The 19,882-nt window shown below is 38.0% G+C and carries 17 protein-coding genes; 11 read left to right on the top strand and 6 right to left on the bottom strand.

Features of this window, described 5'->3' with window-relative positions; all coding sequences use genetic code 11:
- Positions 1-51: 51 nt before the first annotated feature.
- Together PR675_RS10140 and metC are read right to left on the bottom strand one after the other, a co-directional pair.
- Entirely contained in the window at positions 52-723 is a 672-nt protein-coding gene (locus PR675_RS10140) for a DedA family protein (RefSeq protein WP_004926866.1), read from the bottom strand.
- A gap of 170 nt (positions 724-893) precedes the next feature.
- The gene (metC, locus tag PR675_RS10145; RefSeq protein WP_060560962.1) at positions 894-2,081 is read right to left on the bottom strand and encodes a cystathionine beta-lyase; all 1,188 of its coding nucleotides are present in this window, start codon (positions 2,079-2,081) and stop codon (positions 894-896) included.
- Between the two features lie 361 nt (positions 2,082-2,442).
- On the opposite strand from metC, the gene exbB reads away from it, so the two are divergent.
- From exbB to yedF, 4 genes are all read left to right on the top strand, one after another.
- Positions 2,443-3,375, top strand: a complete 933-nt coding sequence (gene exbB / locus PR675_RS10150) for a tonB-system energizer ExbB (protein WP_004926872.1) — start codon at positions 2,443-2,445, stop codon at positions 3,373-3,375.
- Positions 3,376-3,380: 5 nt separating this feature from the next.
- Complete coding sequence (gene exbD, locus PR675_RS10155) at positions 3,381-3,806, top strand: TonB system transport protein ExbD (protein WP_004926875.1); 426 nt, start codon at positions 3,381-3,383, stop codon at positions 3,804-3,806.
- Between the two features lie 1,452 nt (positions 3,807-5,258).
- Positions 5,259-6,470: a selenium metabolism membrane protein YedE/FdhT gene (gene yedE, locus PR675_RS10160; RefSeq protein WP_272582738.1), complete on the top strand. Its 1,212-nt coding sequence runs from the start codon at positions 5,259-5,261 to the stop codon at positions 6,468-6,470.
- A complete protein-coding gene (gene yedF, locus PR675_RS10165) occupies positions 6,467-6,706 on the top strand; it encodes a sulfurtransferase-like selenium metabolism protein YedF (protein WP_004926886.1) in 240 nt (79 codons plus the stop codon). Before yedE ends, yedF begins: the two co-directional genes overlap by 4 nt.
- Positions 6,707-6,947: 241 nt before the next feature.
- Here yedF and PR675_RS10170 read toward each other — a convergent pair whose 3' ends face one another.
- Positions 6,948-7,460: a GNAT family N-acetyltransferase gene (locus PR675_RS10170; RefSeq protein WP_004926889.1), complete on the bottom strand. Its 513-nt coding sequence runs from the start codon at positions 7,458-7,460 to the stop codon at positions 6,948-6,950.
- Between the two features lie 227 nt (positions 7,461-7,687).
- Positions 7,688-8,593: a recombination-associated protein RdgC gene (rdgC, locus tag PR675_RS10175; protein WP_004926895.1), complete on the bottom strand. Its 906-nt coding sequence runs from the start codon at positions 8,591-8,593 to the stop codon at positions 7,688-7,690.
- Positions 8,594-8,789: 196 nt separating this feature from the next.
- Between rdgC and mak the strand changes: the two genes are divergently transcribed.
- The 7 genes from mak to PR675_RS10210 all read left to right on the top strand — a co-directional run bounded on the left by mak (position 8,790) and on the right by PR675_RS10210 (position 18,408).
- Positions 8,790-9,695 carry a fructokinase gene (mak, locus tag PR675_RS10180; RefSeq protein WP_014656791.1) on the top strand — a complete coding sequence of 302 codons (906 nt, stop codon included), beginning with the start codon at positions 8,790-8,792 and terminating at the stop codon, positions 9,693-9,695.
- 220 nt (positions 9,696-9,915) lie between these two features.
- On the top strand, positions 9,916-11,865 hold the full coding sequence (locus PR675_RS10185; RefSeq protein WP_014656790.1) for a bifunctional 2',3'-cyclic-nucleotide 2'-phosphodiesterase/3'-nucleotidase: 1,950 nt from the start codon (positions 9,916-9,918) through the stop codon (positions 11,863-11,865).
- 936 nt (positions 11,866-12,801) lie between these two features.
- Entirely contained in the window at positions 12,802-13,077 is a 276-nt protein-coding gene (locus PR675_RS10190) for a helix-turn-helix domain-containing protein (RefSeq protein WP_004926910.1), read from the top strand.
- Positions 13,078-13,188: 111 nt separating this feature from the next.
- Positions 13,189-13,701 (top strand): fimbrial protein, encoded by a 513-nt coding sequence (locus PR675_RS10195; RefSeq protein ID WP_004926913.1) that lies wholly within the window; start codon positions 13,189-13,191, stop codon positions 13,699-13,701.
- A gap of 86 nt (positions 13,702-13,787) precedes the next feature.
- Positions 13,788-14,537 carry a fimbrial biogenesis chaperone gene (locus PR675_RS10200; RefSeq protein ID WP_014656789.1) on the top strand — a complete coding sequence of 250 codons (750 nt, stop codon included), beginning with the start codon at positions 13,788-13,790 and terminating at the stop codon, positions 14,535-14,537.
- A 14-nt stretch (positions 14,538-14,551) separates the two neighbouring features.
- Complete coding sequence (locus tag PR675_RS10205) at positions 14,552-17,020, top strand: fimbria/pilus outer membrane usher protein (RefSeq protein ID WP_014656788.1); 2,469 nt, start codon at positions 14,552-14,554, stop codon at positions 17,018-17,020.
- Positions 17,021-17,247: 227 nt separating this feature from the next.
- Complete coding sequence (locus tag PR675_RS10210) at positions 17,248-18,408, top strand: fimbrial protein (RefSeq protein ID WP_004926924.1); 1,161 nt, start codon at positions 17,248-17,250, stop codon at positions 18,406-18,408.
- Positions 18,409-18,496: 88 nt separating this feature from the next.
- Here PR675_RS10210 and PR675_RS10215 read toward each other — a convergent pair whose 3' ends face one another.
- Positions 18,497-18,799, bottom strand: a complete 303-nt coding sequence (locus PR675_RS10215) for a hypothetical protein (protein WP_004926928.1) — start codon at positions 18,797-18,799, stop codon at positions 18,497-18,499.
- Between the two features lie 464 nt (positions 18,800-19,263).
- Complete coding sequence (locus tag PR675_RS10220) at positions 19,264-19,863, bottom strand: nitroreductase family protein (protein ID WP_004926931.1); 600 nt, start codon at positions 19,861-19,863, stop codon at positions 19,264-19,266.
- Between the last annotated feature and the right edge of the window lie 19 nt (positions 19,864-19,882).

A 19,882-nucleotide genomic window follows, 5' to 3' on the forward strand; every position in this document is an offset into this window, starting at 1 on the left:
TAAGCCATCGTAACTAAGTCTAATGCCGCCTCAATGATGAGGCGGTTTTTATTATTTCGATTTATTATTGATAGACTTGCGATGTTTCCAATACATCATGATGGAGCCGATAAGCCCACCGATGAGCAAAAGTACAGGTAAGATCATTAATACGCTAATGACGATTTGTTCATGTTGCTTCACAAAAGGAATTTGGTTCAGTGCATATCCTAATGTCACGATAATGCCTACCCAAAGTAAGCCACTTAACCAATTGAAGAGTTGAAAACGTCGATGGCTTAGCTCAGACAGCCCAGCTAATACCGGCAATAGTGTGCGGACAAAGGCTAAAAAACGACCGATGAGTAAGGCGTAAAGGCCTTGTTTATGAAACATATGGTTGGCTTTATCATGATATTCATGCGGGATCTGTGAGAGCCAACGCTTAACGATTTTTGTTTCACTCAACCACCTTCCTTGAAGAAAACCGAGCCAACACCCCAAGCTTGCCGCTGTTGTTAGTAGCAAAATGGTCGGAATAAAGTGCAGCACTCCTTTTGCAATTAAGGCTCCCGAAAGGATCAATAAGGTATCACCAGGTAAAAAAGCGGCGGGGAGTACCCCATTTTCTAGCACAATGACCACAAAGAGAACTGTGTAAATAACCCAAAGCACTTCTGGATTGGAGAGTTTAAGGAAATCATGATGCCAAAGCGCCAGCACGATTTCGCGTAGTACTTCCATAATTGTTCCTGTCTATCTACGAAAAAGCGAATTTCTTTTCTTATATTACAGGAAAAAACCACACCAAGTTTGATTTGTTTACTAAATGAGAGGATTAGTTGATAAATAAGATGATTGAATTTTCACGCTTTCATCTTGGGTCGATGATGAAAGCGTGTAACAAAACACCATTATTGGATACGTTCAAATGCCAATGTGAGGTCATCAATTAAATCTCGGGGATGCTCCAGACCAACATGAATACGGAAAAAAGTACCCTCATTGGGGGTAAAATCATACTGACGCATGCTGATAAGATCTTCTTTTTGGTATCCCAAAATCAAAGATTCATAACCTCCCCATGAATACCCCATCTTAAAATGGCTGAAGTGATTTAAGAAATTTTCAAACTGTGTTTGGGATAAGCGTGATTTTAATTGAAAAGAGAATAGCCCGTTGCTGCCACTAAAATCACGAACAAAGAATGAGTGCCCCGGACAAGAAGGAAGCGCGGGATGGAAAACCCGTTCAACTTCAGGGCGCTGCGCTAACCACTGGGCAACAGCTAAGCCATTGGTTTCATGCTGTTTGAGTCTCGTTGCTAACGTATGTAAGCCGCGACCGGCCATATATACCGTATCAGGATCGGCAGTCTGACCGAGTAAATAAGAGTTTTCGCGAAGGGGTTCAATGCAGCGCTCATTAGCAACGGCAACGCCTAACATACCATCCGAGTGACCATTAATATATTTAGTCGCAGACTGGATAGAGATGTCGATGCCTAATAATAAAGGTTTTAATAACACGCCCGCGGCCCAAGTGTTGTCAATCATAATAATAGTTTCGGGGGCTTTTTGACGTATCGCTTGCACAATAGCAGGGAGATCATGAATCTCCATAGTGATAGAACTGGGCGCTTCTAAAAAGACTATTCGAGTATTAGGACGGATAAGCTCAGCGATACCAGCTCCAATCATCGGATCAAAATAGTCCGTTGTAACGTTTAGTTTTGTTAGGATCTTATCGCAAAAGTTTTGTGTGGGATCATAAGCTGAGCCTGTGACAAGAATATGATCTCCCGAAGAGATAAAAGATAACAGTGCATTGGTGATTGCGGCCGCCCCTGAGGGATAAAGTGCCGCACCTGCACCACACTCTAATTCCGTCATCGCCTCTTGAAATGCAAAGTGAGTTTGTGTTCCACGACGCCCATAAAAAAGTACAGAATTGGCTCTGTTTTGTGTCGCATGGCGCTTTTCAGCAAGGGTGTTGAATATTACGGATGAGGTGCGTTGGATTATAGGGTTCACGCCTTTTTGAGTAAAAGCAGGGTTTCTACCAAGGTGCACGAGTTGAGTTTCTGGTTTGATCTTAGCCATATTGCGTCCTTTAGCTGCTCCTGAGCGATACGAAACAAAAAGAGAATACTTGAAGTTAAATGATTTTGTTGAAGATGTACAAGTGTAAACGTCCAATCGGATTTTTTTTCATGTCACTCAGTAATAGTCTCACTGTTGTTGAGGGCATATTTGTTAAAGCGCAAGAAATATGAAAAAAATATTGAATAGTAATGATAATTACTATCAATTCGCGCAGCGTTTGATATTATCTGCACCATCTTTTGAAAAAAGAGATGAATTGGGCGAGTCAATTTCGCTTTTATAGGTTAGTCGGTGAACGTGAAATCATCGGCACGAATTTATTAATAGAACACAGAAAAAGAGAGTATAAGGCCAACTGATGCGTAAACTAACAGCTTCTATTCTATTGGCGATAGGCCTGTTGGGGACAGCAAATGCTGAAACCACACCAGCAACAACCCCAGCGACATCCACAGCGTCAGCCCAAACAACACCAGCGGCACCGGCGACTGAAACAAATACCCCATCGGCAGCAGCACCGGCACAAACTCAAGCCGCAGCAGAAAATGGTGCAACAACACCAGTGGTTAGCGAAAGTATTGAGATTGCGACCGAAAACCAAGGTGGCTTTGATAAGGACCTATCGGTCTGGGGTATGTACCAAAATGCAGATAACGTTGTTAAAACAGTCATGATTGGTCTGGTTTTGGCATCAGTGATTACATGGGCCTTGTTCTTCTCTAAAGGCATCGAGTTATTGGCAGCGCGCCGTCGTTTAAAAGCTGAAGTAGCACAGCTTAATAAGGTCAAATCGTTAGATGAGGCAATGAGCATCGCTGAAGGTTTTAAGGCAAACAGTGTAACCCGTTTATTGTTAAAACAAGCGGTTGTGGAAAGAACACTGTCAGCACAAAGCACAGATCTTTCTGGTATTAAAGATCGCACAGGGTTCCGTCTTGAGCGTTCAATCGCTGCAATTAGCCGCCATATGGGGCGTGGAAATGGTTATTTAGCCACCATTGGGGCGATTTCTCCGTTTGTTGGGTTGTTTGGTACGGTTTGGGGGATCATGAATAGCTTCATTGGTATTGCTCACTCACAAACCACTAACTTAGCCGTTGTTGCTCCAGGGATCGCGGAAGCATTATTAGCAACAGCAATTGGTTTGATCGCAGCAATCCCTGCCGTTGTTATTTATAACATTTTTGCCAGAATGATTAATAACTACCGTGGTCAGGTCGGTGATGTTGCAGCACAGGCTGCGTTACTATTAGGTCGCGATCTGGATCTGGCAAATAGCAAAGCAAGGTAACGATTATGGCAATGCGTTTAGGTGACGAACAAGACGATAGTGGTGAAATGCACGAGATCAACGTAACACCGTTTATCGATGTTATGTTAGTTCTGTTGATTATCTTTATGGTTGCCGCTCCTTTGGCAACGGTTGATATCAAAGTGGATTTACCTGCTTCGACAGCGAAACCGCAACCACGTCCAGAAAAACCGGTCTTTCTGACGGTAAAAGCGGATAGCCAATTATTCATAGGAGACCAAGCTGTAACAAAAGAGCAGTTAGCGGCCTCTCTTGATCTGGCAACAAATGCGAATAAAGATACCACAATTTTCTTCCAAGCGGATAAGAGTGTTGATTATGAAACAATGATGGATGTAATGAATGCATTGCGTCAATCAGGGTATCTTAAAATTGGCCTAGTAGGCATGGAAGCGGCGGCGTCTAAGTAGTTCGCTAGTATCTTTTTCTATAGCAAGCGCACTTTATCCCTTTACATATAGTGGGGTTATAAGGTGCGTTTTTTATTGAGGGTTTAAATCTACAGGCACCAAACTGCATCATTGAGGTGCCTAAGTCACAATTTTTTTCTTGATTCGGTATGACGTATTGCGAGTAATGATTAGTTTTTTGAATTAATTTTATGACTTCTTTGTGATTTATCCGTTGAGTTGTATGGTTTTTTTTTGTCCACTAACACATCTTTTTTTGCCTAGTTCCTCAATAAGTGATTATTAAAAATAAACTATTTTTCTATTAGGATGTTATTTTATTTTGTGAGTCTTTAAGTAATTACGCGTATTTTTTATTTTTGCGTAGATAAAGGGTTTTTTATTTATCTTTTGTAACCTTTTGTTTTACATATAAAATTCTGATTATATTATTGAGAGTATAAATACAGATTATATTTATCCATTACAAGTGTTATTGAGTAGAATAGATAATGAAATAAATTAGATTAATGCTTATTCAAATTATGATATCTATATAAATAAATCTAACAATTAAATGTTAATTATTATCTAGATAAGAAGAGTTAATTGAATAATTTGTTTTGTAACATTTTAAAGATGTCGCTATTTATGTAAATTATTATTAAAAATATATAATTATGTTTTTTATATTTAACGATAATAGTGTAACAATATGATTTTATTCATTAAAATTGAATTTACGCTGAAATTTTAGTTAAATGAAAAAAACACTTGCGCAACAATTATGTTGAGTTATAATGCGGTCAATAACATTTAGAAATACTTTTAAACACTTTTCATCTTTCAAATTTTTTTATTTTCTTTATTCGCCAAACTAGGGAAAAATAAAGTCATCTTGATAATTTGAGTTAGTAAAAATGATCTATATCGTATTATTTTTTAACTTACGGATGAATGTGTTTTTAAGTTGATAAATGTTATTACTGGAGTCAAATGGGCTGACTTCAGACTACGCATAGCATGCAACGCCGTTATACGGCAATTTCATATTATACTCCTCTACTATAGATAAAATAAGACTACACATTCCCGCGTTATCTCTGATAACGCTTTTTTTTTGCTTAAATTTCTTTTATAAAACATAAAGTTAATGTAAGTTTTCAAAATCTTCATGTTAATGGCAAAACCTGAGATGCAATATAATCAACCTAGGGTATTGCGAGCCATCCTTTTATTTTCGATAGGTTATTATATCTGCTGTAAAAATCAGCGATTGAAGGGATAGACCGTGAAATATTTATAGCATATAGCTTCCCGAAACTAATTATCGGAGTATGATGTTATCCCTATCTGCTGTGGGGAATATGCCAATTTGCTTTCTTGCAACCATTGGGGGGCTTGTGAAGCGGGCATGCTATACAACGGCGGGGTTCTCTGCCAGGTTCTGGCGCGAATGAATTGGACGTTAAAATGACTTGGTCTGAGTTTAAATCTCACTATCTCATCCGTTTTTGGAAACCTCTACCTGCGGTTATTGCGGCAGGGATCTTATCCACCTATTACTTTGGTTTAACAGGTACATTCTGGGCTGTTACTGGTGAATTCACCCGTTGGGGTGGGCATATCATGCAGTTATTCGGTGCTGAACCCGAAAACTGGGGATATTTTAAAGTCATTGGCTTAGAAGGTAGCCCCCTAGATAGAATTGATGGTGTGATGATCATCGGTATGTTTGCGGGGTGTTTTGCGGCTGCGTTATGGGCAAATAACGTAAAATTACGTATGCCACAACACAAGATACGTATTTTCCAAGCAATTATTGGCGGTATTATCGCTGGTTTCGGTGCGCGTTTAGCGATGGGGTGCAACTTAGCCGCATTTTTTACTGGGATCCCTCAGTTTTCTCTGCACGCATGGTATTTTGCTATCGCAACCGCAGTAGGCTCCTATTTCGGTGCTAAATTCACATTAATGCCGATGTTCAGGATCCCTGTTAAGCTCAAAAAAGTCTCTGCTGCTTCTCCATTAACACAATACCTAGATGTGGCAAAAAAACGCTTTAAATTAGGGATGACTATCTTTTTAGTCGCGATCGCGTGGGGCTTTTATACCTTATGGGATGCGCCCGTATTAGGTATCGCCATTCTATGCGGTATTGGGTTTGGTTTGCTTATTGAACGAGCACAAATTTGTTTCACCTCCGCTTTTCGTGACTTATGGATCACCGGAAGAACACATATGGCAAAAGCCATTATTATTGGTATGGCGGTGAGCGCAATTGGTATTTTTAGTTATGTACAATTAGGTGCAACGCCAAAAATTTTATGGGCTGGCCCGAATGCCATTATTGGCGGGTTATTGTTTGGGTTTGGTATTGTGCTTGCGGGAGGATGTGAAACGGGCTGGATGTACCGTGCCGTAGAAGGGCAAGTCCATTATTGGTGGGTCGGTTTCGGTAATATTATCGGAGCAACCATCCTTGCTTACTATTGGGATGATTTAGGCCCTTGGTTAGCAACAGATTTCGATAAAGTGAATTTGCTAGAAACCTTTGGTCCACAAGGGGGATTAGCGGTGACTTATCTGTTGTTAGCTTTAGCATTTATCTTGATGTTGGTGTGGGAACGCTATTTTTTCCGTAAACGTCAATCACCAGTTTCAACATCAGCGGAGGTTGTATGAGTCATAAAGAAATCATTCCTGACTATCGGTTAGATATGGTCGGGGAGCCTTGCCCTTATCCGGCCGTAGCGACATTGGAAGCGATGCCATCCTTAAAAAAAGGGGAAATATTAGAGGTGGTCAGTGATTGCCCACAATCAATTAATAATATCCCTTTGGATGCCAAAAATTATGGTTATACCGTGCTGGATATTCAGCAAGATGGACCAACTATACGTTATTTGATCCAGAAATAACGATACTTGCCATACTTTAAGTTGCAGCGCTGTTGGCGGCTTCCACAGACCCTAGTGACATACTTATGTATGCTTCTAGGGATCTGCTCGTTTGCCGCCTTGCTGCAACCTGAATGAGTTAGATGATCTGCTGAAGTGAGCTTCGAGGTTCCCGCCTCAGAGAGATATCGGCATTATAGGCTTATGAATTGCCATGTTAATCATTAAATAATAATAGGTGGCAATCCCCCTATTTGCTAAATCACGGTTCTTCTTGCCAGTTAGTTAAATCAAGAACAAGTTCACATTCATCATCTAAATAAGCCCCTGTAGGAATAAAACCAAGCTTTTTATAGAATTCAAACGGGCTTTCTTCTCCTTCGCCACAGCTATTATAAAGTCGTGGATAACCTTTCTTTTTTAAATAGCGGATCACTTGAAGAAGGGCTTCGCGACCAAAGCCTAATTTTTGATAAGGCTCTGCTATCATAAAGCGCCATAGCATAATTCCATCATATTCAAGCTCGTCATCATCTAGCCCCGAATGCAGCATAATAAAACCAACGGGAACATCGTCAGCATATATACCGCGATACCATGCACAATCGGAAAATTGAGCTTCAACAATAGAATAGGCATTATCCGCTACCATACCGCGTTGTGCTTCGCTGAGCGTATGGCTGAGTAGGCAAATTTCCGAAAAATTATCTGCCGTAATTTTTTGTAGCGTGACAACTGAATGTTCATCCACTTCGGGTTCGATGAGCTCTTTCATAACAATTCCTGCGATTGAAGTTGACCTTATTTTGATAGTTAACGTGATTCGTTTAGTTATTTTTATTTAACAAATAAACGTTGCGATAATTTTGTTATCAAGATGTAATTCAATTCACCAGAGATTGAGTAGGCAGTCAATGAATTAATAGTGGCAATGCTAGCGAGGTCTAAAAAGTGATGGCAACACGGTGGATCGTCTGCTGCCATCTGGGGATATGGCATCGATTAATGTTCAGCTTCACCGCCGAGAACATCAATAAGGCGTGCAATCAGGGCGCTCAGTTCCCCTGTCATAAGCACATAATCGGCATCAAAACGCTGAGCATAATCTTCTTTACCGATATCATCGTTTTGTTCTTTTAATGTATCACTGAATTTTAGTCTTTTCAGTGAACCATCATCAGACAGCATAAATTGGATCCGTTCTTCCCAGTCTAAAGCCAGTTTAGTCACTAATTTTCCAGCCTCAATATGGGTCGCAATTTCATCAGAAATCAGATCCTGCTTTTTACAACGAATGATGCCACCTTCCTCTAAAATGGCTTTTAACTCTGCTTCATCCATTACGGCAAAACCTTGAGGCAGAGAGCCTGAGCGGATCCATTCGGTTAACGTTAGCTCAATAGGATCTTTAAAAGTTAGCGGCACAACAGGCAGTGAACCGAGGCTTTTACGCAATAGTGCTAAATTATCCTCTGCACGTTTAGCGCTGGCGGCATCAACAATAATCAATTGATTGACGGTATCAATCCAAATGTAGGTTTTATTGTATTTGCTGAATGCTCTTGGTAATAAGGCATGGACAACCTCATCTTTAAGAGAATCTTTTTCTGTTTTTTTCAGTTTACGGCCTTGGTCTGCTTCAAGTTTTTCGATTTTTTCTTGTAGCTCCTGTTTGATGACAGGGGAAGGCAGCATTTTTTCTTCTTTTTTGGCACAGATCAGTATTTGGTTACCCGCGGCATGGGTCAAAGCATCAGAACCTTTCATGGGTGACACCCATCCCGTTTTCATCATGTCTTGACTACCACAAGGATGATAGGCCAGAGGGGCAAGCTGTCTTTCCAGATCGTCAGCACTGAGAGCCAGATCACGATTCAGACGATAGACCAATATATTCTTGAACCACATGAAAAACCTACCTTTGTTGATGGATTACCTGTTTTAGCCGGTGGCTATGATAACGAATTGTCGGTTATTAAGCGAAAAAAAATGCCTTCTTGGCGTATTTGTTGTGTTTATAGGCCTCAGTTTTGTCGCTAATCGCTTGAAATCGATAGGGTATACAGGCAATGATACAGAAAATAGCTAAGTAGTGGGTGTGATGATGAGAATTGGAATTGACCTTGGTGGTACAAAAATAGAAGTGATTGCATTAGATGATAATGGCGAAACTCTATTTAGAAAGCGCGTGGCGACGCCCAGAGGAGACTATAACGCAACGTTAAATGCGATTGCAGGTCTTGTTCATGATGCCGAAGTGGCCACGGCGAGAAAAGGAAGTGTGGGAGTTGGGATCCCCGGGACACTATCACCTGTGACAGGTAAAGTGAAAAATGCCAATTCCACATGGCTCAACGGTCAATTTTTTGATGTAGATTTAGCGCGAATACTTGAGCGGCCTGTAAAAGTCGCCAACGATGCTAACTGCCTTGCTGTTTCAGAAGCCGTTGATGGTGCAGGCAAAGGGGCAAAAGTGGTATTTGCAGTGATCATTGGTACGGGATGTGGTGCTGGTATTGCGATCAATGGTCAGGTTCATTCTGGTGGTAATGGGGTCGCGGGGGAATGGGGCCATAATCCATTGCCTTGGCAAGACAGCCAAGACGCATTGTTTCTTCAAGAAGAGCAATGCTATTGCGGGCTAACAGGGTGCACTGAACTATTCGTATCTGGAACAGGTTTTATGGCGGACTATCGTAAATTGTCTGGTGAAACCAAAATAGGTTCAGAAATCATCGAATTGATGAAGTCTGGGGATCCACATGCAATAGCCGCAATGACACATTACCAATCTCGGCTTGCTAGAGCATTAGCTCAAGTTATCAATATGCTCGATCCCGATGTCATTGTGCTCGGTGGTGGAATGAGTAATGTCGAAGGCTTATATCAAACATTACCTTCACTGGTGAAAAACTGGGTATTCGGTCGTGAATGTGATACGCCAATTCGGCAGGCCATTCATGGTGACTCAAGTGGGGTGCGTGGGGCTGCATGGCTTTGGCCTAAATAGTTATGTACCGTCAATAATTTTGTGACTTATATATGATTAAATAGTGCTTATTAAGATAAACAGTGACTTCGATGGACAAGAGAGGCACTGTTTATCAACGCTTATCGAAATATCAACGAATAGAACGCACACATTCACTATATGTAATGCTGTTTGTACTATTTTTACAGAGAATATAAGCAAGGGTTATTTTGCACAAATCAACGTAAGGGGAATTACGGTGAATACTATTTTTAAATTATCAGCATTAGCTTTATTCGTGGCATTCAATGCCAATGCCGCAACAGTTGATTTACGTGTTATGGAAACGTCTGACATACACAGCAACTTGATTGATTTCGATTATTTTAAGGATAAACCAACGGATCAATTTGGATTGGTGCGTACTGCAAGTTTAATTAAGGCGGCTAAAGGTGAAGTGACAAATGCCGTCTTAGTTGATAATGGTGATTTAATTCAAGGCAGTCCTTTAGCGGATTATATGGCAGCAAAAGGCCTTGAGGAAGGGGAGTCACATCCTGCTCATAGTCTAATGAATACAATGGGCTATACTGTAGGTAACTTTGGTAACCATGAATTTAATTTTGGTTTAGATTATCTGCAAAAGGCAATTGCAGGGGCAAAATTCCCTTATGTTAACGCCAATATCATCGATGCTAAAACGGGTAAAAACTATTTTACTCCTTATATTATTGTTGATACTCCCGTCAAAGATCGTGATGGAAAAACCCATAACTTAAAAATTGGTTATATTGGTTTTGTTCCCCCACAAATTATGATTTGGGATAAACCCAATCTTAGTGGCAAAGTGACGGTCAACGATATTACGGAAACCGCCAAAAAATTTGTGCCTCAAATGAAAAAAGAAGGTGCTGATTTAGTGGTGGCAATCCCTCACTCCGGTTTTTCACAAGAGCCCTATAAGGCAATGGCTGAAAACTCTGTTTATTATCTGAGTGAGGTACCGGGAATAGATGCGATTATGTTTGGTCACTCTCATGGGGTATTTCCAAGTAAAGATTTCGCCAATATTAAAGGTGTTGATATTACCAAAGGTACCGTTAACGGGATCCCAGCGGTGATGCCAGGCCAATGGGGGGATCACCTTGGTGTCGTCGACTTAGTCGTCAATAATGACGACGGCAGTTGGAAAGTTGTTGATGCGAATGCGCATGCTCGACCCGTTTATGATAAAGCCAACAAAAAAGCGCTGGTTGAGCGTGATGATGAATTAGCGAAGATCATTGATAAACCTCATAACGATACACGTCAGTTTGTTGGGAAATTGATCGGAAAAGCCTCCGATAATATGTACAGCTATTTGGCATTAGTTCAAAGCGATCCAACGGTACAGATAGTGAATGATGCGCAAGTTGATTATACGAAACATTATATTCAAGGTGACCCTGACCTTGCTGACTTGCCTGTATTGTCTGCAGCTGCTCCATTCAAAGTAGGTGGACGTAAAAATGCGCCTGACGAATTTGTTGAGGTTGAAAAAGGAGATCTAACCTTCCGCAATGCCGCTGATTTGTATTTATATCCAAATACACTAGTGGTTGTGAAAGCGACAGGTGCCGAAGTGGTCGAGTGGCTGGAGTGTTCAGCGGGTATGTTTAACCGTATTGATCCTCAATCAACATCACCGCAAAGCTTAATTAACTGGGATGGCTTTAGAACTTATAATTTTGACACTATCAGTGGGATAAATTATCAAATCGACCTCACTGAGCCTGCAAAATATGATGTAGATTGCCAGCTAGTCAATAAACAGGCGAATAGAATTAAGCATGTCACTTATCAAGGGAAACCAATAGACCCGAAAGCTACCTTCTTAGTTGCAACCAATAATTATCGAGCATACGGCGGTAAATTTGCCGGAACGGGCGATAATCATATTGCGTTTGCTTCCCCAGATGAAAACCGTGCCGTATTGGCCTCTTATATTGCGAAAGTTTCTAAAGAACACGGTGAGGTTACCAGTAGAGCTGATAATAATTGGTCATTCTTGCCAATTAAAACAGATAAGGCTCTCGATATTCGTTTTGAAACCTCTCAGAGTGATAAAGCTGCGAAATTCATTCAGCAGAATGCCCAATACCCATTAAAACAGGTAGGCACTGATGATATTGGTTTTGCTATTTACCAAATAGACTTAACTGAGAAATAAGCAGTATCGAATTTAGTACCATTATTAAAATTTGATCATTAAAAGCCTCGTTATTGTTAATTTCATTTTAATAATAATGGGGCTTTTTTTATTGAAGGTATAAAAATCACTACCTCGTTATTAAAGATAAAAGCTGAAAAACATCATTAATAGGCGGTGAAAATAGGAGATACAATTCTGATATATAACAAAAGGGTTAGTCTAATTGTGTTTGTGTTTCTATCTAAGAATGAAATAAACAATAAGAGAAATATTAATTTTTTTATATATTTTTAATGTTAATTAATTTTTTTTCATTACAAAAAGTGCTGTTCAATATATTCATTTTTTTAATATGAAATTTTTCTAAAAAAAGAAGATGAACTCATTTTTTATAATATCATTCAAAAAATGATTTTCTATAAAGGACGCTTTTTCAAGATGAAATCCAAAGATAATGTAATGTAAATATTAGTTATGTAATTAAATAGGTAACTTTACACAATTTTAAATTGTGAAAGGGGGCACTTTTTTATTTCTAGTTTCTATTATTGATGATTGATTTATGATTAAATTTTAATATAAATGAGTTACTCTAATTGCGAGTATTAATGATGATAATCTAAAAATGCAAATAGGTTGATATATATTAATACATAAAATTGATTTTTTTGGTGTTAATGTCGATTTTTCAACATTAAGTAGATTTTTTATCTTCTTTAATTGCTTGTTGATTTCTAAATCAGATGTTAATTCTGGTTTGGGATATTTGATTAACATTATGTTTTTATTGGCGTTGTTTGACTTCCGATAATTCTAGTTTCTATTTTTATTTTCATAATATATTTTACTCTTTCGTGAGTGGTGTTATTTGTTTTTAAATTATGGATACGTAATATATTTGACAAGAACTAATCTGAATCAATGTGTGAATAATAAATTCAGAGGTACCCGCATATGGAAAATGAAAGATATAAATATTCATTGTCTGTTGGGCAAAGAATAAAGTCACTGAGATTGCAAAATGGTTGGAGTGGAGAAGCATTAGGTAAAATAACAGGAATAAGCCAACAGCAAATTTCTAGATTTGAACGTGGAGTTAATAGAATTGATGTCGAATCATTAGCAAAATTTGCTAATGCCTTTAATGTAGATATCGTCGTGTTATTGTCTGATTATGACAAAACTATTTACGATAAAAATATATTTGTCGCGAATACTTTAGTTATTTAGTTTTTGGAATGTTGTCTTAAATGGATTTAGCTCTTACTTAAATGTGTAGTCAGTTGTCCTTATTTTTAATAATAAAGGATTGGAATTGTTTTATCTTAACAAAGGTTAAATATGAAAAAATCACTTTTAGTTTTATTCATTGCATCGTCAATTTCGGCATCAGCATTAGCGGCAGATGGTACTATTACGTTCAACGGTGAAATCACTGCAACAACTTGTGATGTCACTACGGGTAATGGTGGTGACTTCACAGTCACTCTGCCAACAGTATCGACTACTGCATTGAGTTCTGCTGGTGCAACAGCAGGTAATACATCATTCACTATCGAACTGGCTAACTGTAGCGTTAGTGGTGTTGATGTAGCAGCAAACTTCGAAAGTTTGACAAGTGGTGATGCAGTAACTGGTAATCTTATCCCAACAACTGCACCTGCTAACGTACAGATCGGTTTAGCAGACCAAGCTGGTAACGCTGCGAAAGTAAACGGCGCGCCAGCAGGTAGCCAGCCAATCGTTAATGGTGCAGCTACATTGGCATACCAAGCATTCTATTATGCGAAAGATGTAGTAACCGCTCCAGGTGCTGTTACAGCACAAGTTAACTATACATTGACTTATCCATAATAAGTTAATTCTGCCGGGGGAATTCATTCCCCTGGCAGATCAATAAAAGACTAAATTATTACAACTTAGAGTAGGGTTAGGTCATTATGATAACTAGGCTATCTATCATAAATAAAATCGTTTTATTTATTTCATTATTCATTGTATCAACATCCATGTATGCCAGCGTTATTATTAATGGCACTCGTGTTATATATAATGAAAAATCTAAAAGTAAAACAGTACAGTTGGTTAATGATAATAAATGGCCAGCTTTGGTGCAAGTTTGGCTAGATAATGGAGATCCTAATGAGTTACCTGAAAATATTAAAACTCCATTTTCAATTACACCACCGATATTTAAAATGTCTGCTGGAGCAGGTCAAAATTTAAGGTTAACTTATCTTGGTGATTCTTTACCAAAAGATAAAGAGTCTATTTTTTATTTGAACGTGTTAGAAATTCCACCTGAGAATGAAGATACTGCTTCTCAAAATAAGAATACAATGCAAATTGCCATTCGAACAAGAGTGAAATTATTTTATCGACCAACAGACATTAAAATGCCTGCACAGGTTAATGAAAAACTTTCTTTCTCAATAAAGAAAACGGCAAAAGGAAATGAGTTGCTTGTTAAAAATAACTCGCCATGGTTTATTACTTTTCAGGATGTTACATTATCTGAAGGGAATAGAAAGTTAAGCTTAGAAGGGAATATGGTTGCGCCATTCTCTGATATTTATCTGAATAGAGGAAAAGGTGTAGCAATACCCAATGATTTTATTAATGCAAAAAAAGTTAGCTACTCAGTCATTAATGATTATGGTGGCTTAGATTCCTACGAGTCTAATTTATAATAAATGGTATTGCTATGAAAATAAAATTACTTTTTGTTCTTGTTTCTTTGTCTTTAGGGTATGGTAGATTTGCATTAGCGGTAGAAGAAAACCAAAATGAAAAGAAATACTCTTACAATGAGGGGTTCTTATTAGGTAATGCTAAAGATATATCAATAGATAAATTAACAGAAGACCAAATTACTCCAGGTAATTGGTATGTCGATTTATATTTAAATAATGAATTTCTTTATAATAAAGAGATTAGATTTTATGAAAATGAACAGGGACGTGTTGTTCCTTGTTTAACCAAAGAAGATGTTGATGGGTTTAACATAAAACCAGAATATTTAGGGCTAATAGAGTCTAATGGTGAATGTGAAGACTTAAAATCATTATCAAAAGATGTTCAAGTTAATTTAAAGCAAGATATATTACGATTAGATATTTTAATTCCTCAAGCAATGGTGGAGTATTCAGCACGCGGCTCTGTACCAATCAGTGCTCTTAATGAAGGGGTTCCTGCTTTTTTTATGAACTATAACCTTAATGGGTATAGTACTCGTAGTCATGGTAAGGACGAACATTCTGCTTACGGAAATATATCGGCTGGGCTTAATTTAGGCTTGTTTAGAATTCGCCATCAATCTAATTTGCAATACAATGAAGATGATAAATTTCATCATGAAAGCATCAGAACGTATGTTCAGAGAGCTATTCCACAAATAAAAAGTGAATTAACGGTTGGGCAATCTTTTACCGATGGAAGCCTATTTGATAGCTTTTCGTATACCGGTGCTGAATTAGCGACTGATAACCGAATGCGTCCACAATCAATGCAAGGGTTTGCGCCAACAGTTAGGGGGGTTGCAAATAGTAATGCTCGGGTAAGAATAATACAAAATGGTTTTGTAATATACGAAACGAATGTCTCTCCCGGTGAATTTACGATCAATGACCTTTATGCAACAGGTTATGGCGGTGATTTAACTGTTGAAGTGACTGAAGCAAATGGCAGTGTTTCCACGTTTGTCGTGCCATTCTCAACGGTACCAGGTTTATTAAGGCCGGGTCAGATTGATTATAGCATTGTGAGTGGTAAGTTACGGGGTGATCATACTTCTTCCGATATTTTTGCTCAATCAACAATAAAATATGGTTTAAGTAATATTCTAACGCCATTTGCAGGGGTGCAGTACTCCAATAAATACCAATCTGGGTTATTAGGTTTTGCGGTTAATACACAAGTCGGTGCATTTAGCTTTGATATGGCAAGCTCAAAAGCTGAATTAGACAATAAACGTACTTATAACGGTGCTCGTGCGCGAGTCACGTGGAATAAAGACATTAATGCCACTGGTACAAATATTGCGTTAGCTGGTTACCGTTATGAATCGCAGAACTATTTAAGCTTATATGAAGCAAGTTCTTATCGTGATAGTTATTTGTTTAATGGCGAAAGCATTAACCCAAGACGTTCCCAATATGTATTAACGGTTAACCAAAATTTAGCGGATTATGGTACTGTGTATGTCAGTGGTTCATTGCAAACTTGGCGTGATAATTTGCCAGATACTAAGCAATTGCAAGCTGGCTATATGAATAACTTTAAAGGTATTGGTTATAGCTTTACCTATATAAAAATGTATCGAAATGGCGATCAGGGTGGAGATAATAACTATATGTTTAACGTCTCTGTACCATTCTCACTTTGGTATCCAGAACAGAATACGTTATTAAGTAGCTCCATAACACGTTCTGATTCAGATCATCGTTGGTCAAATAATACGACAATTAGTAGCTCTTTCGGTGAAGATAATTCTATTTCTTGGAACGCGACAGCGAGTGATATTGGTAACTCAAACAGTAGCTTCTCTGGAAATATTCAGAAAGATTTCTCTTCGGCTTCTGTAAACGCGGGTTATTCACAAGGTAATAATTACAAGTCATTATCGGTGGGAGCAAGTGGTGCATTAGTGGCTTATCAAGGTGGCGTTATTCCGTCTCGTTATTTAAGTGATACTTTTGCGATTGTGGAAGCTAATGAAGCGGAAGGTGCATCAGTAGCCTCATGGAGTAATATTGTTATTAATGATAGCGGAAAAGCCGTTGTACCTTCATTAGTACCTTATCAATATAATACACTGTATCTTAATACAGAAAATATGGATACAGATGTTGAATTAGATAATAACTTAGCCAAGATAGCACCTTATGCAGGGTCTGCGGTATTAGTGAAATTTAATACACAAAAAGGTAACAACATTACTTATCGTATTATTTTACAAGATAAAAAAGCAGTGCCGTTTGGTGCCGATATTTATGATGAAAATAATAATAAGATTGGTTTAGTTGGGCAAGGTGGCTTAGTACATTTTAATTCTCAATCTGAACAAGGAACAGTTATTGTTAAATGGGGTGAAGGTAGTCATCAACGTTGTAAGTTTGATTATAACATCTCAAGTAATAGTTCTATTTCTGAATCTGTTTGTTATTTTTATTAAGGTTGTATGTTGTTTAAGAAGAAATGATTTCTTAAAGTGCTACTGTGCCTTATTTAATTTACGGTTTTTAGGGTTAATAAGTTTCGATACTTTTCTAAAATATGAAAATTAGTATCTTTTAAAGATTAACTATTCAGTGTTGGGCTTATTAATCATTATATTTTTTATTAATTTACCCATAAGTTTTTAAAGAAGACTTATTCGTTAACAAGTATTTTGGGGGCGTTATGTTTATATCTAAACGAGCCATAACATCAATTGGTTTTATGATTTTATTTTTCGCTGGAACAGCAAATTCCACTTGTATTATCCAAAATGGTGGGATACCTGGAACACAAGTGAGTATTGGCTCTAAGGTTGACGTCAGTATATATGGGTTACAATTTCAGCCTGCTGGAACAAGAATTGCTTTTGATTCTATAACGAGCACTCAAATGGCATCATTAATGGGCGCTCCGCCAGATCGTGTCGTTTTTAAATGTGATATCGCTGATGCATCCTCTATTTTTGAAATATACTATTTACCTAAAACTTATATTTTCGATAACGCCGCTCCCGCGTTTACGTATGACAATATAAAATATTGGGGAACGAATATTCAAGGAATGGCTTTTGAACTATTTCTAGGTATGAATAGAGATGCTTCATATCAATTTGATAATGTGGTGAATGCGAAGCCTATGGCATATGACATAGATCCTGATAACCCACAAAAAATTAATATTAAGCTGAAACATTTTTCGGGTCTCTCTATTGAACAGGTTCGCTCTCAGCAAAATGTCAGTGGTAACTCGTTAGGTACCGTTGGGGTCGTTAATAGAGGGGTTGTTGGGTTCAAAGGCCCTGGGATCAATAATACGATAAATAATAACTATGAACCCGCAGGCTACACTTTTTTTAAAATACGTCAGCGTCCAGTCGGGGGACGTCAGGTTACAACTTGTGGTTTGAAATCGTCGACATCAACCGTTTATTTAGGTAGCCATTCATCAAATGATATTCCATCAACTCCTACTCCTTTTTCTTTCACATTAGAATGTCAGAAAGGGGCTAAAATTAGTTATGGTTTTGCACCTGGTGAAGAAAATAGGGCTATGAATGAGGTTGACTATTTATTATTAGATCCTAATTTAGGCTCGACAGCAAAAGGGGTCGCGATAGAAATATTAAATTCATCGGGGCAGAGAAATAAACTACTTCGTTTAGGAGCAATTGATTCACCAATTCCTACAGCAAATAATTGGACTAGCGTTTCTGTGCCAACGACAGGCGCTGCAACACATGAGCTGCTATTAAACTTTACAGCACGCTATGTTCGTTATGGAACTGAGCCAATTAAACCAGGTAAAGCAAACAGTAAAATGACCATAACGTTAAATACTAATTAAATTTAACTATCAAATAAAAGCTTAGTTAATTTAGTATCGTTGAAAGAGTTAGCAAGATTTCGCTAACTCTTTTAATAAATAAAGAGCATTAATCGTAGGTCACATTTAGAGTGGGTTTATTGTTGAATTGATTATATTCGACTTTTACAAAATCAGAACTGAGTTTTTTGGCATTTTTAAGTGAACTGGTTTTGGTGATATTTTTACCATTGCGGAAACATTCAAGATCAATTTGTTCGCTACTGGATACTTTAACTGCGCATTGTGGCTCATAGACATAGCCAATAAAAGTAATGGTTCCACCTCCGATTCGATTGGTTGCAGCATGGGTAAAAGTAAAACTGGAAATGAGTAAAGCAGTCACTGTTACAATTGAGGATAAACATTTCATTGCTTCTACCTCCTAGTTGAACTAGCGCTAGTTAAATAACACGAGTAGCGCGTTACAAAATTCTCACTGACTAGTTTAGTTCAAATACGAGTAAAAAATATGATTTATGCTAATAAAATATCGATTTTATTTAGTTTATTTTGTAACAGTATGAAATTTAAACGAATTTATTTAGTGTAATATTCTAAAAAGATAGCTAAAAATAGATAGATACCGACAATAAGTCGGTATCTAATAGAGATTATCAATATGAAATTTTATTAGATTGCTATTAATTGATTTTATATTCTAAAGGATTAGCGTTTGATAGCATGGGTTGTGGAATAACTAATTGATATTGCATATCAATAATAATCGGATCCCTTGGTGTTGGCTGGTATTGAAAAGTGATATATCACATTATTTGGCAGGTGATTTGCCCTTGTTTTAATCAACAAGGGCTTTTTATTCGAATTTTATTCTGATTATTTAAAGATTTTGAAACGAATTTCATCATCCATAAAGTCTTTATCACCCGCAGGAGCATTAATTGACCCAAATACCATTTGAGCACGTAGTACCCAATTATCAGGTGTTCCCCACTCTTTTTGTACCTGAGTATCAATGAGTGGATTATAGTGTTGCAGTGATGCCCCGACGTTTTCTTGCGCTAAGGCTGTCCATACCGCAAATTGTGCGATACCGCTGGCTTGTTCTGACCAGATTGGGAAATTGTCGGCATAAAGTGGAAATTGCTCTTGTAAGCCTTTCACGACCGCCATATCTTCGAAAAATAAGATAGAGCCAGCACCCGCAGCGAAGCTATCAATTTTTTGTTCAGTAGCTGCAAATGCCTGTTCTGGCACGATGGCACGCAATGTTTCTTTGGTGATGTTCCACAGTTTTTTATGCTCTGCGCCAAATAAGATCACAACACGTGATGTTTGTGAGTTAAAAGAAGAAGGTGAATGTTTTACTGCTTCTTTAATTAATTTTGTAACATGCTCTTCAGAAACTGGTAATGCATCGCCGAGGTTATAAATAGTGCGACGATTTTTAATCATTTCAATAAATGCGTTTGACATGTGAGTCTCCTAGCTATTT

The organism is Providencia sp. PROV261, assembly GCF_028477945.1.
Lineage (GTDB): Bacteria > Pseudomonadota > Gammaproteobacteria > Enterobacterales > Enterobacteriaceae > Providencia > Providencia stuartii.

Bases quoted from the DNA above. Each gene is read 5' to 3' on its own strand.
- yedE (WP_272582738.1), top strand. From the start codon at position 5,259: ATGACTTGGTCTGAGTTTAAATCTCACTATCTCATCCGTTTTTGGAAA.
- yedF (WP_004926886.1), top strand. From the start codon at position 6,467: ATGAGTCATAAAGAAATCATTCCTGACTATCGGTTAGATATGGTCGGG.
- rdgC (WP_004926895.1), bottom strand. From the start codon at position 8,593: ATGTGGTTCAAGAATATATTGGTCTATCGTCTGAATCGTGATCTGGCT.
- PR675_RS10195 (WP_004926913.1), top strand. From the start codon at position 13,189: ATGAAAAAATCACTTTTAGTTTTATTCATTGCATCGTCAATTTCGGCA.
- exbB (WP_004926872.1), top strand. From the start codon at position 2,443: ATGCGTAAACTAACAGCTTCTATTCTATTGGCGATAGGCCTGTTGGGG.
- PR675_RS10200 (WP_014656789.1), top strand. From the start codon at position 13,788: ATGATAACTAGGCTATCTATCATAAATAAAATCGTTTTATTTATTTCA.
- PR675_RS10220 (WP_004926931.1), bottom strand. From the start codon at position 19,863: ATGTCAAACGCATTTATTGAAATGATTAAAAATCGTCGCACTATTTAT.
- PR675_RS10215 (WP_004926928.1), bottom strand. From the start codon at position 18,799: ATGAAATGTTTATCCTCAATTGTAACAGTGACTGCTTTACTCATTTCC.
- PR675_RS10190 (WP_004926910.1), top strand. From the start codon at position 12,802: ATGGAAAATGAAAGATATAAATATTCATTGTCTGTTGGGCAAAGAATA.
- exbD (WP_004926875.1), top strand. From the start codon at position 3,381: ATGGCAATGCGTTTAGGTGACGAACAAGACGATAGTGGTGAAATGCAC.
- PR675_RS10210 (WP_004926924.1), top strand. From the start codon at position 17,248: ATGTTTATATCTAAACGAGCCATAACATCAATTGGTTTTATGATTTTA.
- mak (WP_014656791.1), top strand. From the start codon at position 8,790: ATGAGAATTGGAATTGACCTTGGTGGTACAAAAATAGAAGTGATTGCA.
- PR675_RS10170 (WP_004926889.1), bottom strand. From the start codon at position 7,460: ATGAAAGAGCTCATCGAACCCGAAGTGGATGAACATTCAGTTGTCACG.
- PR675_RS10205 (WP_014656788.1), top strand. From the start codon at position 14,552: ATGAAAATAAAATTACTTTTTGTTCTTGTTTCTTTGTCTTTAGGGTAT.
- PR675_RS10140 (WP_004926866.1), bottom strand. From the start codon at position 723: ATGGAAGTACTACGCGAAATCGTGCTGGCGCTTTGGCATCATGATTTC.
- metC (WP_060560962.1), bottom strand. From the start codon at position 2,081: ATGGCTAAGATCAAACCAGAAACTCAACTCGTGCACCTTGGTAGAAAC.